Source organism: Hahella sp. KA22 (assembly GCF_004135205.1).
In the GTDB taxonomy this organism is placed as follows: Bacteria; Pseudomonadota; Gammaproteobacteria; order Pseudomonadales; family Oleiphilaceae; genus Hahella.
In genome coordinates this window covers 1,066,434-1,081,615 of record NZ_CP035490.1, presented here as the reverse complement: position 1 = coordinate 1,081,615, position 15,182 = coordinate 1,066,434, and the positions used below count along the sequence as shown (strand labels likewise).

General features: G+C 54.6%; 15 protein-coding genes. 9 read left to right on the top strand and 6 right to left on the bottom strand.

Features of this window, described 5'->3' with window-relative positions; all coding sequences use genetic code 11:
* Nucleotides 1-24 precede the first annotated feature (24 nt).
* On the bottom strand, nt 25-1,254 hold the full coding sequence (gene malE, locus EUZ85_RS04800) for a maltose/maltodextrin ABC transporter substrate-binding protein MalE (protein ID WP_127968175.1): 1,230 nt from the start codon (nt 1,252-1,254) through the stop codon (nt 25-27).
* 364 nt (nt 1,255-1,618) lie between these two features.
* On the opposite strand from malE, the gene EUZ85_RS04795 reads away from it, so the two are divergent.
* The 5 genes from EUZ85_RS04795 (at nt 1,619) to EUZ85_RS04775 (ending at nt 6,622) form a co-directional block, all read left to right on the top strand.
* Nucleotides 1,619-2,107, top strand: a complete 489-nt coding sequence (locus EUZ85_RS04795) for a Fur family transcriptional regulator (protein WP_127968174.1) — start codon at nt 1,619-1,621, stop codon at nt 2,105-2,107.
* Nucleotides 2,104-2,871, top strand: a complete 768-nt coding sequence (gene znuC, locus EUZ85_RS04790; protein ID WP_127968173.1) for a zinc ABC transporter ATP-binding protein ZnuC — start codon at nt 2,104-2,106, stop codon at nt 2,869-2,871. The genes EUZ85_RS04795 and znuC overlap by 4 nt, the downstream gene beginning before the upstream one ends.
* A complete protein-coding gene (znuB, locus tag EUZ85_RS04785; protein WP_127968172.1) occupies nt 2,864-3,655 on the top strand; it encodes a zinc ABC transporter permease subunit ZnuB in 792 nt (263 codons plus the stop codon). The genes znuC and znuB overlap by 8 nt, the downstream gene beginning before the upstream one ends.
* A 169-nt stretch (nt 3,656-3,824) precedes the next feature.
* Nucleotides 3,825-5,570, top strand: a complete 1,746-nt coding sequence (locus EUZ85_RS04780) for an alpha/beta hydrolase (RefSeq protein ID WP_127968171.1) — start codon at nt 3,825-3,827, stop codon at nt 5,568-5,570.
* 131 nt (nt 5,571-5,701) lie between these two features.
* Nucleotides 5,702-6,622, top strand: a complete 921-nt coding sequence (locus EUZ85_RS04775; RefSeq protein ID WP_127968170.1) for a hypothetical protein — start codon at nt 5,702-5,704, stop codon at nt 6,620-6,622.
* A 23-nt stretch (nt 6,623-6,645) separates the two neighbouring features.
* Here EUZ85_RS04775 and EUZ85_RS04770 read toward each other — a convergent pair whose 3' ends face one another.
* Nucleotides 6,646-7,647, bottom strand: a complete 1,002-nt coding sequence (locus tag EUZ85_RS04770) for an AraC family transcriptional regulator (protein ID WP_127968169.1) — start codon at nt 7,645-7,647, stop codon at nt 6,646-6,648.
* A 662-nt stretch (nt 7,648-8,309) separates the two neighbouring features.
* Here EUZ85_RS04770 and EUZ85_RS04765 point away from each other — a divergent pair.
* Nucleotides 8,310-8,993 carry an SIMPL domain-containing protein gene (locus EUZ85_RS04765; RefSeq protein WP_127968168.1) on the top strand — a complete coding sequence of 228 codons (684 nt, stop codon included), beginning with the start codon at nt 8,310-8,312 and terminating at the stop codon, nt 8,991-8,993.
* Nucleotides 8,994-9,048: 55 nt separating this feature from the next.
* Entirely contained in the window at nt 9,049-10,092 is a 1,044-nt protein-coding gene (locus tag EUZ85_RS04760) for a succinylglutamate desuccinylase/aspartoacylase family protein (RefSeq protein ID WP_127968167.1), read from the top strand.
* Between the two features lie 53 nt (nt 10,093-10,145).
* On the opposite strand, the gene folE is transcribed toward EUZ85_RS04760, so the two are convergent.
* From folE to EUZ85_RS04745, 3 genes are all read right to left on the bottom strand, one after another.
* Nucleotides 10,146-10,712, bottom strand: coding sequence for a GTP cyclohydrolase I FolE (gene folE, locus EUZ85_RS04755; protein ID WP_127968166.1), 567 nt, complete (start codon nt 10,710-10,712; stop codon nt 10,146-10,148).
* A gap of 35 nt (nt 10,713-10,747) precedes the next feature.
* Nucleotides 10,748-11,473, bottom strand: a complete 726-nt coding sequence (gene folM, locus EUZ85_RS04750; RefSeq protein WP_164887183.1) for a dihydromonapterin reductase — start codon at nt 11,471-11,473, stop codon at nt 10,748-10,750.
* A 112-nt stretch (nt 11,474-11,585) separates the two neighbouring features.
* Nucleotides 11,586-12,428 (bottom strand): 23S rRNA (adenine(2030)-N(6))-methyltransferase RlmJ, encoded by an 843-nt coding sequence (locus EUZ85_RS04745; protein WP_127968164.1) that lies wholly within the window; start codon nt 12,426-12,428, stop codon nt 11,586-11,588.
* Nucleotides 12,429-12,595: 167 nt separating this feature from the next.
* Between EUZ85_RS04745 and EUZ85_RS04740 the strand changes: the two genes are divergently transcribed.
* Both EUZ85_RS04740 and EUZ85_RS04735 read left to right on the top strand, forming a co-directional pair.
* On the top strand, nt 12,596-13,561 hold the full coding sequence (locus EUZ85_RS04740; RefSeq protein ID WP_127968163.1) for a DnaJ C-terminal domain-containing protein: 966 nt from the start codon (nt 12,596-12,598) through the stop codon (nt 13,559-13,561).
* 3 nt (nt 13,562-13,564) lie between these two features.
* Nucleotides 13,565-13,903, top strand: coding sequence for a chaperone modulator CbpM (locus tag EUZ85_RS04735; protein WP_127968162.1), 339 nt, complete (start codon nt 13,565-13,567; stop codon nt 13,901-13,903).
* Between the two features lie 50 nt (nt 13,904-13,953).
* Here EUZ85_RS04735 and EUZ85_RS04730 read toward each other — a convergent pair whose 3' ends face one another.
* Complete coding sequence (locus EUZ85_RS04730) at nt 13,954-14,949, bottom strand: rhodanese-related sulfurtransferase (protein ID WP_127968161.1); 996 nt, start codon at nt 14,947-14,949, stop codon at nt 13,954-13,956.
* Nucleotides 14,950-15,182: the final 233 nt, after the last annotated feature.

Genomic DNA, 15,182 nt, shown 5'->3' with positions numbered 1-15,182 from the left:
CCCAGTCGTTTATATAATCAACGCTTAGCTTTCCTTATCTGAAAGATAGTGCCGCCGACCCCAGCCTTTTAGTTCATCCAGTTTCCGCAGTCGATCCGCCATATCGTTCAGCGTTGCGCTGATCGCCGCCTCTCCTTTCAGCATCGCTGGCAACTTATAGGTAAATAATCCCCAAAAACGCTTCATTTCCGGCACATCCGGCATCAGCTCTCCTTTTTCTGCGGATATGAAGGTGTGGCGGATCAAAGGATCAGCGGAAAGCTCTTTCATTAACTGAACATTGGCTACCGCTCCCAAGGGCTTGTCTGTATTTACTTTCTTTAGTCCCTCATACGTCAGCAGATAGTCTTCCAGGAAACGCTGGGCGGCCTCTTTGTTTCTTCCCGCGGAATTGATTCCCGCCGCCAGCACGCCGACAAAAGGACGCCCTGGATGCTCCGCCGTCAGCCCGGGAATATAGTCCACGCCAAAATTGACGCCCGCGTCGCGGATCTCACGCCAAGACCAGGGACCATTGATGATCATCGCCACTTCGCCTTTCTTAAAGCCATTCATCATAGAGCCGTAGTCAGCGGTCTTCTCCAGTACGCCCTGATCCAGCAGCTGCTTGATGGCTTGCACTGCATCGACAGAACCACGGCTGTCGAAGCCGACGTCCGCCAGATTATAAACGCCGTCTGACTTGCCAAAACTGTAGCCGCCGGCGCCAGCGATAAAAGGCCAGCTGAAGTAAGTATTCTTATAGTCCCATTCAATGGCTTTCTTGCCTTGTTTCCGCAGATCGCGATCCAGCGCAATGACATCCTGTAGCGTACGCGGAGGCGCCTTCACCAGCGCCTTGTTATAGATCAGGCTCACCGCTTCAATGGCGATGGGAAAGCCATATATATCATCGCCAACCGTCAGCGCCCGCCAAGTGAAAGGCGCTACGCTGTCACGCATCTTTTGAGTGGGAGTAACCGGCTCCAGAAAGCCGTCATTGATCCAGGGACCAAAACGTTCATGGGCCCATATGACAATATCCGGGCCCTGCGCCGTAGGCGCGAGGCGGTCGAATTGAACGGTGAGATCGTCCGGCGTCTCTACCTTCACTTTCATGCCAGTGGCGGCAGTGAATGCGGCGCCCGCTTCGGCGACGCCTTTTGAGCCTTTGTCGGCTCCTATCCAGACGATGAGAGAGTCTTTTTCAAACGCGCAGGCGAAAGCGCTGACTAAGCATAACGCCAGTGTGAAAAGGTTCTTTAGCGCTGACATTCTTATTTTACCTCTGAAGTCTCACGGGGTTCGAAGTCTCGACCCGAGGACTCAGCGCGACCTTCCTGGCAATCCGGCATACGCCGGTTTCATTCCGCCCTGATTTATATTTTTATAATACGGACGTCGACAAGCGCCTGCCGAACGTCCAGCCAAGGATTATGGACCCTAACCGGCGGTTTTGCATACAAGTAACCTTATAAAAACGCGAAATTTAGCTACTTTGGCGACTTGCTTCACGCCAGACGCCGCTATGAACGCCGTTGACGGTTTCAGCGCAAGCTCAATTGTTATAACATTACATTTCTTACGCCTCCGCCGACGACGGCGCTAACGCCAGCATTGCAACTCTTGCGGAATCATTATGAACAGCCAATCCGACAACGCCGTGTTTCAGCAACATAATCACGCCTCCTGCATTCATGACGCGCTGATTACCGCCAAGAAACTCTGTAAAGAACGCGGTCTGAGACTGACTGACACCCGCTTGCGGGTGTTGGAGCTGATCTGGCAATCTCACAAGCCCATTGGCGCCTACGACATCCTGGCTCAGTTTGGACAGGAAGGTCGTAATTCCGCGCCGCCGACCGTATACCGGGCGCTGGAGTTTCTGCAGGAAAACGGTCTTGTGCATCGCATTGCGTCACTGAACGCCTTCATGGGTTGCGTTTGCCCTCAGGAAGGCCACCAAGGCGGCTTTTTGATTTGCAAACAGTGCAAACGCGCACAGGAAATTACTGAAGACGCGCTGCGCAAGCAGTTGTTGAGCCTGGCGCAGGAGCAGGATTTCGAAGTGGAAAGCATGACGCTGGAAATCAGCGGCCTGTGCACTGCCTGCAGGACAGCCCAATGAACTCGCCGCCATTGATACGCCTGCAAGACGTCACTGTCGAAATTCAAGGCCGCACACTGATCGAAAACATCACTTTTGATATCAACCCCGGCGAAATAATCACGGTCATTGGTCCCAACGGCGCTGGCAAATCCACGCTGGCCAAAGCGCTCTTGGGCATACAGCCGTTGAGCCGTGGTGAAGTGCTGCGCCGTCCCGGCCTGAAAATCGGCTACATGCCGCAACGCTTTCACATTGACGCGTCTTTGCCTCTGACCGTTAAACGCTTTCTGCAATTGGCGCACAACCCGCAACGTTGGCGTGAAGCCCTGCAAAGAGTGGAAATGGAGCACGTCGCCAAACAGCCCATGCACACCTTATCCGGCGGCGAGCTGCAACGGGTGCTACTGGCGCGCGCGTTGCAACGGGCGCCGGACTTGTTGGTGCTGGATGAACCCGCGCAAGGAGTGGACGTTACCGGCCAGGCGGAGCTGTACCGCCTTATCCGTTCGCTGCGGGATGATCTGCACTGCGGCGCCTTGCTGGTCTCTCACGATCTTCATTTGGTGATGGCTTCTACGGATCAAGTGTTGTGCCTGAACCGGCATATCTGCTGCGCCGGACACCCAGAAAAAGTGTCCAACGAGCCCGCTTTCATCAATCTGTTCGGGACCCAGGCGGCGCGCTCGCTGGCGGTCTACCACCACCATCACGATCATCATCACCATGCCGACGGCACCGTCGCCGCAGGCAGCGAATGCTCTCACGGCGGCCAACATGCTTGATATTCTCATTCCCGCCCTGTTGGGGGGCATTGGCCTGGCTTTTATCACCGGGCCTTTGGGCTGCTTTGTGGTGTGGCGGCGCATGTCTTATTTCGGAGACACCCTGTCCCATTCCGCGTTGATGGGCGTCGCGTTAGGCTTGATGCTGGAGGTGAACGTCAGCCTCGCCATCACCGCCGGATGCGTATTAATGGGCCTGACGCTGGCCCTGATGCAGAGGCAAAAACACATCGCTACCGACACGCTGCTGGGCATCCTGGCGCACAGCTCCTTGTCTCTGGGCCTAGTGGCGCTGAGCTTTATGCGGGACCAGCAAGTGGACTTGATGAGCTATCTGTTCGGCGACCTGTTGGCGCTCAATTATCAGGATGTCATTTGGATTTTCGCCGGTGCGGTGGCGGCCATCATCATGCTCAAACTCCTGTGGCGCTCCCTGTTGATGATGACCCTGAATGAAGATCTCGCAGCGGTAGAAGGCTACAACGTATTACGCACTCAATTGCAATTGATGCTGATGATGTCGCTAGTCATCGCTCTCGCCATGAAAGTCGTCGGCGTACTGCTGGTGACCTCCTTGCTGATTATCCCCGCCGCCGCGGCCCGCCCCTTCAGCGATACACCGGAAAAAATGGCGGCGCTCGCCATCGCCAGCGGCGTCTTCGCGGTGGTGGCGGGACTGAGCCTGTCCTGGTGGTGGGACACTCCCGCCGGGCCATCGGTCGTCGTCGCGGCGTTCGTCCTGTTTTTAGGCAGCATGGGCGCACACCGTCTACGCCACGCTTGACCCACAGCAAAGCCGGCGAGCGTTGCGTTTCGCCGGCCGTCTTTCACGGTTGCTTTCAAAGCCCCAACTCCTTACTGTGATCATTCCACAAGCAGTCCCCGGATCCACCCAGGACGCGCTCCTGCGTTTCGCGTCATGTTTTAACGTCTACTAAAACAAAGAGGCTAACGTGGACGACAGCTCTTTATTTGCGGAATCAAAGGCGATTGACCGCCTCCTGCATGCGTTTATCGGGTACGGCACTGGCGGCAATTCTCCCGCCGCTTTCATCCAGGCCTACACAGACTGGGTCAGCCATGCCTTGATGGCGCCCGGAAAACAGGCTGAACTGGCCAAAAACATCTCCCGCAACCTGCTGCGTTATGGCGTCTACTGCTCCCGCGCCATCGCCAACCAGAACCCGGAGCCGGTCATTGAACCCCTTCCCCAGGATATTCGCTTTCGCAACGAGGAATGGGGCCACTTTCCCTTTAATCTGGCCTACCAATGGTTCCTGCTTTATGAGCAGTGGTGGCACTACGCAACTACGGATATTCCCGGCGTGTCGCCCCGCAACGAAAATATCGTCTCCTTTTGCGCCCGTCAGATATTAGATTTGATGTCTCCGTCTAATATTCCCTGGCTGAATCCGGAGGTCATCAAGAAAACCCTGGAAACCGGCGGCAAAAATTTCCTCGACGGCCTGGAGAACTGGCGCGAAGACGCTCAGCGCCTGCTCAATGGCGACCCGCCTGTCGGCTCGGAAAACTACAGGGTTGGCGAGAATCTCGCCGTGACCCCAGGCAAAGTGATTTATCGCAATCGCCTGATAGAACTGATCCAGTACGCGCCTACGACAGAAAGCGCGTACAAAGAACCGGTGCTTATCGTTCCCGCCTGGATCATGAAGTACTACATTCTCGACCTGTCGCCGCACAACTCCCTGGCGCGCTATCTGGTGGAACAGGGCCATACGGTGTTTATGATTTCCTGGCTGAACCCGGATGGCAAAGATCGCAATCTCGGTATGCAGGATTATCTGCGACTGGGAGTGATGGAAGCGCTGGACGCAATCTCCGCCATCGTTCCCGACGCGCCACCGATACACGGCGTCGGCTATTGTCTTGGCGGCACCCTGCTCAGCATCGCCGCCGCTGCGATGGCGAGAGATGAAGATAAACGACTCGCCACCATCAGCCTTTTCGCTGCGCAAACAGACTTCAAGGAAGCTGGAGAACTGATGTTGTTCATCAATGAAAGTCAGCTCACCTTCCTGGAAGACCTGATGTGGGAGCAGGGTTATCTGGACGCCACGCAAATGTCCGGCGCCTTCATGATGCTGCGCTCAAAGGACCTTCTGTGGTCGCGCATCGTGCGCGAATACATGCTGGGCGAACGCAGTAAGATGAACGATCTGATGGCCTGGAACGCGGACACCACTCGCATGCCCTACCGCATGCACTCGCAATATCTGCGCAGTCTGTTTCTGAATAACGACCTCGCCGAAGGCCGTTTTGAAGTGGATGACAGTCCGATATTCTTAAGGGACATCCGTATTCCCATCTTCGTCGTTGGCGCCACCAAAGATCATGTCGCGCCCTGGAAATCCGTTTATAAAATCCGCCGCCTTACCAGTTCCGCAGAGATTACTTTTTTATTGACCAGCGGCGGTCACAACGCGGGCATCATCAGCGAACCCGGTCATCCGAGGCGCAGTTATCAAATCAACACCCGTTACGGCAAGGACCGCAATTACAGCCCTGACGACTGGCTCAACATTGCGACTCGCCATGACGGCTCCTGGTGGCCGGCCTGGAGCCAGTGGCTGCGGGATCACAGCAGCTCTGAGCAAACCTCGCCTCCGCCGCTTGGTGCGCCAGATTCCGATTATCCGCAACTTTGTGACGCACCGGGCACTTATGTATATCAAAGATAAAGGCTTTCAGGCTTCCGCTTGATGCGGATAATGGGGAACTCTATAGTTACCGGCTGTCACGAATATGGATTACGCTTTCAGCGGAAACAGGTTGGTAACCGCCTGGGGGCGGCAATTATCCGGAGGATTCAATGCAGTCCCGCAATATGTACGGGTTTTTACTTTCTCTGCCATCACTCCTGGCGCTATTGGTGGGGCTGTCGCTAACCGCGGCGATGTCCTATTTTTCCAATAAGCAGCAAGAAAAAGACGCTCATGCGCGTTTTGTTCAGGAAGCGCAGTTCATTGCACAAACGGTCCGCCGCACGTTTGAACAAAATCGCGCCGCCGCGGAATTGTGGTTCCGTATGTGCAGCGCTCGTCCCGAATCGGAAGACGCCGCCACTGACGCCACACGGGTGTTTTTGCAGGGATTTCCCAACATCAGCACCATTGAGCATCTGGTTATCGCAAAATCCGCCGATGACGGCCGTCGTTTCAGCGTGACGGACATCAACAGCCTGCAATCCCTGACGCTCAACGACATCAAGCGGGTCACCGAATTGCCCGAGCTTCAACCCGCCTTCGACGAGGCTTGGCGCAGTGGGGAAACCATCGCAACGCCGGTGACCCGCATCAACTCCCAGAATCCCGCCTACCGCGGCGAAGTTCGCTATATCCGTCGGGTGGACGACATGCTCATCGCTATCAGTTTCGATCTGGAACATAGTCTGAAAACCGCGGTCGTCGACTACAAACCGGAGGGCTTCACCCTATCCATGTTTGACTTGATGCGCTACGCCAGCGACCCATTAGTGAAGCTGGTGCTGCCGCAGGACGGTGAGGAAAATATTAAGAAACGCAAATCCTGGCTGTATAGCGATACGCTGGAACTGCCGGGACGACAATGGCTACTGCGCATCACGCCCAATCAGGCCTTCCATGATCAAACCAATAACCGTTACACCGTCACCCTGTTTATCTCCGGCGCCATCATCAGCATTCTGTTGTCGTTACTGCTCGCCCGCCCCACGCGAAAGAGCGGTGAGGCCAACGAAGCGGAAGGGTTTTAGAAGGCTAAGCCTTGTGACGCCAGCTATTGCTGACTGCGATAGTTGGCGGGGCTTTCCCCGGTCCAGCGCTTAAACGCGCGGCTGAATGCGCTCAGCTCGGAGAACCCCAGCAGGAAGGCGATTTCGCTAAGGGAATACTTACCTTTCTGCAGATAATCCAAGGCTTTATCCTTACGCACCTGCTCCACCAGTTCCTGGAATGACACGTCTTCCTGTTTCAGTTTGCGGTACAGGGTGTGACGCGACATATTCATTTTCTCCGCCACTTTTTCCGCTTCGATATCGCCTCGGGACAGGCGCTTGGCCACAATCGCCTTCACTTTGTGCGACACCGTACGGCGCAGAGACAGCTTCTGCAGCAGCGCCTCCACTTGGCGAGTTAACGCCTGATGCAAATAAGGATTACGCTGGGGAAGTTCAAAGGAGAGAAAGTCTTTATTGAAGGCGAGAGAGCAACAGGGCTGGCCGAAGCTCACCGGGCATTGAAAGATGCGCTCGTATTCGGCGACATACTCAGGCGCAGGGTGAGCAAAGCCCACTTTGGTCAGGTAGATCTTCTCGCTGACAAAGCGCCGCGCCCTGGTCACCGACAACGCCAGCATCCGATCCATACCCGCGCGATGATAATACTCGGGCCGTTCGCAATGATACTCAATGACCGCATCGTCCCCCTGCAGGTGAAATTCCGTACGCACCCCCTCGTTCACTAGCGCAGACAGGCGCACGTATTGCTTTAAACCCTGCTCCAGGGTGCGGTTGTTGAAGATGATGTGTCCAATCACCCCCATGCGGCGTGAATCAACCCACTCTCCTACATGCAGGCCAACAGCAGGGTCCTTCAGGGTTTCTTCGGCGCGAGACCACAACAAATTATAAGCCGGTAATGGGACTCGATAGTCCTGATCTTCCAGCATGGAGAGATCCAGCTCAGCCTCACGCGCCAAAGCATTGATATCCATCCCTCGCTCAGCAAGCCAAAAGCAAAGCGCTTTAACGGTGGAACCGGCGACAGTGGGCTGATCCATATCAACTAATCTCAACCATTTAAATGGGACTGTTAATTATTATTAGCGGCCAATATAACAATCATCCACGTATGGCGGTAAGAGTCGGGGGCGATTTTTCCGCAACAATGCAGACGCTGTAGCAATTAAAGAAGAAGCCGACCATAGCTGCGCAAAGTTGCAACAGAATGTCAAAAGCTTAACACAGGCGGTCAAGCCGGATTTCTTTCACCTTGATAATATGAATCCCGTAAACGTGAAGCAGTAGCCATCGTTTAACTGTGTTTTCAGGCCCTAGAGAACCGACTCAGGCCACTTGACTTAGGGAGAGACAAGTATGATGTATGATGAAAATTGGAAAGTTTGTGTTCCAAATACTGACCAAGAGCAAGCAAATTTTGCAGCGTTGGACGAGTATCTCAACAGCATCTACTACTGTTGACACCCTTTGGACTCCAGCCTGATGAAAGTGCACAATTCCTGCCGCGAAATTTATTTCGCGGTTTTTTTTTGCCCTGAATAAAGCACGTTTCTGATTTCTCTTCTCCCTCCCCTTCTTTACTAACGCGCCCCTCGTAAATTCACTCACCATCGCTTCTCCTTAACTAAATTTATCTTTAGCCCTCAGGATCATTTTGCTATGTTGCTGAACAGCAACTATTTTTAGGATTAGGGAGAAAATCATGTCGATAAGCAGATTTCTTGTACTCAGCGTTCTGGCCATGCCTGCGTTCGCTGCTGAGCAAACCAATTACGACCGCGTTCAACTCTCCACTGAAGCCAAAGGCGAACTGGAGAACGACATCATGCGCGTCGTACTACACTCCCAATCACAGCAGAAAACCGCACAACAGGCGGCGGATGATGTAAACAAAGCCATGCGTTGGGCGCTGGATGAAGTAAAATCCGCCAAAAGCGTGAAGTACCAGACCCAGGATTACCGCACTGATCCCCGCTACAAAGAGCAAAAAATCGTAGCCTGGAATGCGGAGCAGTCCCTGAAGCTGGAAAGTAAAGATATCGAAGCGCTGTCCGGCCTTATTGGCGAACTGCAGGAGCGTCTGAAAGTACAAAATGTGGAATTCGACGCCTCTGACGCTCTGAAAGCGTCCAAAGAAAACGAACTAATCGGCGAAGCGCTGAAATCATTTGGCGAGCGCGCCAAGTTGATTACCTCCCAACTGGGAGCGCAGAGCTACAAAATCGTAAACATGAATATTTCAAGCAGCGGTCCCGTCTATTATGCGCGCCAGGAAATGCGCAGCTTCGGCGCAGCCAAAATGGCCGAGATGGCGACGCCTGCCGTAGCAGCCGGCACGCAAACGGTCACCATGACCGTCAATGGCGAAATCGAACTGGTGCGATAACGCTTGGCGAACTTCGGACGACGCCGCTGCTTGAAGACAGTCAGGATGTGCAACAATGGCGGTTAAGTCCAAACCTTTTGAGTTTCTTGGCGCGCAGGTCGCGCCGGGACATCGTCAACAATTCGAGCTTCCCGTCGGACAGCTCTACACCCAGACCGATGTATCCATTCCTGTCGAAGTGGTGCACGGCAGGTCTAAAGGTCCACGTCTGCTGATTTGCGCCGCCATACATGGCGATGAACTCAACGGCGTGGAAATCGTGCGACGCGTCTTGCACGCCACCTGGTTGAAAAATCTGAAAGGCACCCTGATCGCCGTTCCCATCGTGAACGTGCTGGGCACCATTCATCGATCCCGTTACCTGCCTGACCGACGCGACCTCAACCGATGCTTTCCCGGCAGCGAGAAAGGCTCACTGGCGGCGCGTATGGCGCACCTGTTCACCACCTGCGTATTGCAACAGGCGGATTGCGCCATTGACCTTCATACAGGAGCGATCGACCGCAGCAATCTTCCGCAAATACGAGTGCATTTGGACAATCAGAAAGCGGCGGAGCTAGCGCATATGTTTGGCGTGCCCGTCATTATTGATGCTGAAATCCGTGACGGCTCCTTTCGTGGCGCCGGTGACGACCTTGGCGTACCGATCATCACCTATGAAGCGGGTGAAGCGCTGCGCTTTGATGAGAACTGCATCGCCGCTGGCGTTCGTGGCGTGCGCCGGGTAATGGAAGAACTGGGCATGATCAAGATGCGCGTGAAAAGAGCCAAAGCCACGCCTGTGGTAGCCCGTTCCTCGCAATGGGTGCGGGCGCCAGTAGGCGGATTTCTACGTGCGCTGAAACCCCTGGGAAGCCGGGTTAACAAAGGGGATTTGCTGGGTTATCTGAATGGCCCCCTGGACAGCCAGGGAGAACCCATTTTATCGCCCTGCTCCGGCATCATCATTGGACGCAGCAACTTGCCGCTGGCCCACGAGGGCGAGGCGATCTTTCACATTGCTCGCTTTAATCAGGTGGACCTGGCGGAACAGGTAGTGGAGACATTCCACTCCGATATGGAGGATCATATTTCCCGCAGCGAAGCGCCCATCACCTGATAAGCGCCTGTGTGGAGGTCGCCGCTACACGCGGCGTCCCTGTCGGTGACTGCTTACAGCGCCCGACGGCTATGCACCAGCGTGAGGAACTCACTGCGGGTGGAAGGATTGTTGCGCATGGAGCCCAACATGACGGATGAACTCATAACCGAGTTCTGCTTCTCAACGCCTCGCATCATCATGCACATGTGACGCGCTTCGATAATGACGCCAACGCCGTGCGCGTTGGTGACTTCCAAAACCGCTTCTGCGATCTGCCGGGTCAAATTCTCCTGAATCTGCATACGACGCGCGAACATATCCACGATGCGCGCAAACTTCGACAAGCCCAACACTTTGCCATTCGGAATATAGGCAATGTGGCAACGCCCGATGAAAGGCAGCAAATGGTGTTCACACAGGGAGTATAATTCGATGTCCTTAACCAGAACCATTTCGTCCGTATCCGACTCGAAAATCGCCCCGTTGGTGACTTCCTCTAACGACTGGTTATAGCCGCGACACAGAAACTGCATCGCTTTGGCGGCACGCTTAGGCGTATCGCGCAGTCCCTCACGGTTAACATCCTCTCCGAGGGATTCAATAATTGCGCTGTACTGCGCGACCAGTTTGTCTAACATGTTGGTTCCTCTACATTACCTATGGATCATTATGATCAACGGATATGACGTCCGCCATCGAGCTTGATTTCCCGCCCGGTCATATACGAGCAGTCCAGGATAAAGGCGATTGCCTGCCAGACCACGTCGGGACCGGGTTCGATCCCAAGGGCGGACTTCCTTAAGGTTTTAGTTCGGTAGTCCGGATCGTCGCCGTCATTGAACATCAATAACGACGGAGCGATAGTGTTTACCTTGATATGCGGCGCGTAGCGCTTGGCGAAAGATCGGGTCATGCTTTCCATTCCCCCTTTCGCGGCGGCGTACGCAATATGGTTGTCACTTCCTTTTTCAACCACGTAATCGGAAATATGAATGATATCGGACCATGGGTTACGCCCCTGCTCCAGCAGGTCGTAACAATGCATATTCAGCAGGTAAGGCGCCGTCATATGTATCGCCACCATATCCTGCATCACCGCCCGGTAGTCCGTATCCTCACTCCGGTCGGGAGCCCATGAGGACGCGTTATGTATCAACGCCCTAAGTGGACCCACTTCCTCCTTTAACCGTCGTATCAGCCGTTCGACGGAGCCTTGTTCCGTAAAATCCACCTGCAGACATATCGCCCCGCGCTCCCGCAGTTCGGCGATTTCCGGCCGCTCTGAGCGATAGGTCATGGCGACCCGCTCGCCTTTTTCAAGCAGCCGCTGCAGACAATGGAGCCCAACCCTTTGGGCCGCTCCGGTTATTAATATTGTTCCTTGGCTAGTCCAATTCACCACACAAACCTGTATCCAATGAATTCATGTCCAGTAGGCTGCGGCGCCGGCCGCATACCCTTTGTGTCATCCTCAAGCGTCGGCGCTCCCAGGCCGACTTGTCGCTGCGGAATTACTCCGCTATCAGCCAATCAGCGCTACAGGAGGCTTTTGGATCGCCGCGAAGGGCTTCGCTGAGGTGCGCCCAACCCGCCTGCAGTTGCTCATCGAGCCGCCAGGGCGGATTGACCACAAGCATACCACTTCCGTACATTCCGCGCGCCACCGGCGTTAAGATCAACTCGCTGCGCAGCGTCTTGTGCAAAGGAAGCTGGCGCATCAACTCAAGCATTTGTTCGTGGCGCTTCTCCGCAAGTACGGGATACCAGATGGCGATAACCGCGTTCGACCACTTCTTGGTCAGCTTGCTTATATAAGCGGGGATACGTTGATAGTCGTCCTTCAGCTCATAGCTGGGATCAATCATCACCAAGCCGCGCTTTTCCGGCGGCGGCGACATCGCCATAACGCCCTCGAAGCCATCTCTTTGGTGAATATGGATTTGCCTGTTCCGTCCGAATTGGCGCTTAAGTTCCGCGTATTCTTTAGGGTGCAGTTCGCACAAAGCCAACTGATCCGTCTCACGCAGGAAACCAGCGGCGATCGCCGGAGAGCCAGGATAGCGGGTCAGTTTTCCAGCGTCGGGGTTCAACCCTCTCACCGCCGCCAAATAGGCGTCGAATTCCGGCGGACAGGTCCCCTTGGCCTGCATCAGCGGCAAAATACCCGCCGTCCACTCTGAGGTTTTTTGCGCTTCCTCGGAGGTCAGGTCATAGTCGCCACGGCCTGCATGGGTTTCCAGATAGCGCCAGGGCGTGGATTTTTTACACAGCGCCTGCAGCAATAAAGACAACACCCAATGCTTGTGCGCATCGGCGAAGTTGCCTGCATGATAGACATGTTGATAGCTCAGCATAGAGGGCGCTGACTCCTTCCCCAGAAAAAGCCGCCTATTTTATGTGGTCCGACGTTGAATGTCGCCTTTTCAGCATTATATCTGACCTAAGGCAATGCCCGCCCGACCTTGGGCTGGATATTCTAACGGCAATGAGACGCAGGGTCTGTGAAGGTTGGTAAAAATCTATGGAATTCAAAGACTATTACAAGATTCTCGGCGTCGCGGAAGCAGCGTCCGCCGATGACATCAAAAAAGCGTACCGCAAGCTCGCCCGTAAGTATCATCCGGATGTCAGTAAAGAAAAGGATGCGGAGGTCAAATTCAAAGAAGTCGGCGAAGCTTATGAGGTTTTGAAAGACCCGGAAAAGCGCGCGGAATACGATCAGCTCAAGCGCATGGGAGCTTACAGCGAAGACGGTCGTTTCCGCCCGCCGCCGGATTGGGAGTCCGCGTCAAACTTCAACGGCGGCGGCTTCACCGAGGCGGACTCGCGTCACTTCAGCGACTTTTTCGAATCGATCTTCGGCCGCGGCGGTTCCGCCCATCGCACCTATAAACAAGGTCATCAACAGAGCTTCCGCATGCGCGGCGAGGACGTGCATGCCAAAATCGCCTTGTTCCTGGAGGAAGCTTTCCACGGGTGTGAGAAACAAGTTCAGGTGCAAGTGCCGGAAATCGACGAATACGGCTTGGTAGGTCATCGCAGTAAATCTCTCAATGTGAAAATTCCAGCCGGAATGGGTCCCGGACAGCACATCCGTTTACGCGGTCAGGGCGCAACTGGGTTTGGCGGAGCTGAGAACGGCGACCTGTTTCTGGAAGTGGAGCTGGCGCCCCATCCGGTGTACTCCGTCGACGGCAAAGATATTTATCTGACTCTGCCTGTCTCGCCATGGGAAGCTGCGCTGGGGGCCACCGTGACAGCGCCAACATTGAGCGGTAAGGTCAACGTGAAAGTTCCCAAAGGCGCCAGCAGCGGACAAAAACTGAGACTGAAAGGCAAAGGGTTGCCCGGCAATCCCGCCGGAGACCAGATTATCGTACTGCAGGTAACCTTGCCCAAGTCCCATAGCGCAGATGCGGAAGCGCTTTATAAGGAGCTTGCGGAAAAAGAAAAATCCTATAATCCGCGCAGCAAGTTGGGGGTGTGAGAGATGACGCGTAAAACGATCGTCAGCACGGTGGAAGTGCTTGGACAAAGCGACACCTACACGTTGCGCGAATTATGCGAGCGCGGCGGCGTCAACGCCGAGTTCGTTATTGAACTGGTCAGTTATGGCGTCATCGCGCCCGTGGAGGAGCGGCCGGCCCACCAATGGCAGTTCAATACGTTGGCGTTGGCGCGATTAAGCCGGGCGATGCGTCTGCAGCGTGACCTGCAGCTCAACCTGCCCGGACTCGCCATGTCCCTGGATTTATTGGACGAGGTCAACGAACTCCGACGCGAAGTGGCGCGACTGAACCAACAACTCAGCCGCCTGATTACGGATTAAGGCAGGGGAAACCACAACGAAAAAGGCCGGCGATTAAGCCGGCCTTTTTGCTATTCAGCGCCTTGAGTCAGGTGCTGATGATAGTTTTTGCGCTTCAGCTTCTTCTCAGCCTGGCGCTTTTTAATCGCTTTGGCCGCTTCAGAGCCGATATGCTCTTCTCCGCGCGACTTGGCCAGTTCAATCTGCTGCTCACGCGCTGCGAAGCGGCGAAGCTGGTCTTCGGAGACCTTGTCATGACAATGAGGACAGCTGACGCCCTTCTTGTAATGCTCGCTCTGCATATCTTCCGCGCTGATGGGCATACGACAGGCGTGGCACTGGTCATAGCTGCCTTTGTTGAGGCCGTGGTCCACCGCCACCCGATTGTCGAATACGAAGCACTCGCCTTCCCAGGTTGATTCTTCCTGAGGCACTTCCTCCAGATACTTCAGAATGCCGCCTTCCAGGTGATAGACATCCTCAAAGCCCAGCTCTTTCAGGTAAGCAGTGGATTTCTCACAGCGAATGCCGCCGGTGCAATACATCGCCACTTTCTTGTGCTTGGCCGGATCAAGATTGCTTTTGACGTAATCTGGAAACTCACGGAATGTTTCCGTATTCGGGTTGATCGCATTCTTAAACTTGCCGATTTGCACTTCGTAATCGTTACGGGTGTCGATCAGCAACACCTCAGGATCGGTAATCAGCGCATTCCAATCCTGCGGTTTGACGTAAGTGCCCACCACACGTTTCGGATCAATGCCCTCCACGCCCATGGTGACGATTTCTTTCTTCAGTTTGACTTTGGTGCGATAGAACGGAACGTTCTCATCGTAGGATTCTTTGTAGCTCAAGTCCGCCATACGAGGATCAGACTTCAGCCAGGCCAGCAGCGCGTCCATCCCCTCGCGGGTTCCGGAGACCGTGCCGTTTACGCCTTCGCGGGCCAGCAACAGGGTGCCTTTGATTTCATTTTTCTCCATGACTTCAAGCAATGGAGCGCGCAGCGCCTCAAAGTCGTCAAGGGCGACGAACTTGTACAGCGCACAGATAACATACTGTGACATTCACTTTTCCTATATTGCGTGCTGGAACGTAAAACCAGAGCAAAAAATTTGCGGGCGACATTATACTCAAATTTTAACCAATCGCACGTCGGAAAACCGTAACCGCTAAAAAGTATGTTATTAAGTTACGTTTTCCCACTCGGAGCCAGTTAGAATGGGGAGCCCGGCGCCAGGATCTGTCGGCGCCGTCTGGTTAGCTTGTATTTTACCGGCCATCACCGGCCTTATGACCG

Bases quoted from the DNA above. Each gene is read 5' to 3' on its own strand.
- malE (WP_127968175.1), bottom strand. From the start codon at position 1,254: ATGTCAGCGCTAAAGAACCTTTTCACACTGGCGTTATGCTTAGTCAGC.
- EUZ85_RS04795 (WP_127968174.1), top strand. From the start codon at position 1,619: ATGAACAGCCAATCCGACAACGCCGTGTTTCAGCAACATAATCACGCC.
- znuC (WP_127968173.1), top strand. From the start codon at position 2,104: ATGAACTCGCCGCCATTGATACGCCTGCAAGACGTCACTGTCGAAATT.
- znuB (WP_127968172.1), top strand. From the start codon at position 2,864: ATGCTTGATATTCTCATTCCCGCCCTGTTGGGGGGCATTGGCCTGGCT.
- EUZ85_RS04775 (WP_127968170.1), top strand. From the start codon at position 5,702: ATGCAGTCCCGCAATATGTACGGGTTTTTACTTTCTCTGCCATCACTC.
- EUZ85_RS04770 (WP_127968169.1), bottom strand. From the start codon at position 7,647: ATGGATCAGCCCACTGTCGCCGGTTCCACCGTTAAAGCGCTTTGCTTT.
- EUZ85_RS04765 (WP_127968168.1), top strand. From the start codon at position 8,310: ATGTCGATAAGCAGATTTCTTGTACTCAGCGTTCTGGCCATGCCTGCG.
- EUZ85_RS04760 (WP_127968167.1), top strand. From the start codon at position 9,049: ATGGCGGTTAAGTCCAAACCTTTTGAGTTTCTTGGCGCGCAGGTCGCG.
- folE (WP_127968166.1), bottom strand. From the start codon at position 10,712: ATGTTAGACAAACTGGTCGCGCAGTACAGCGCAATTATTGAATCCCTC.
- EUZ85_RS04745 (WP_127968164.1), bottom strand. From the start codon at position 12,428: ATGCTGAGCTATCAACATGTCTATCATGCAGGCAACTTCGCCGATGCG.
- EUZ85_RS04740 (WP_127968163.1), top strand. From the start codon at position 12,596: ATGGAATTCAAAGACTATTACAAGATTCTCGGCGTCGCGGAAGCAGCG.
- EUZ85_RS04735 (WP_127968162.1), top strand. From the start codon at position 13,565: ATGACGCGTAAAACGATCGTCAGCACGGTGGAAGTGCTTGGACAAAGC.
- EUZ85_RS04730 (WP_127968161.1), bottom strand. From the start codon at position 14,949: ATGTCACAGTATGTTATCTGTGCGCTGTACAAGTTCGTCGCCCTTGAC.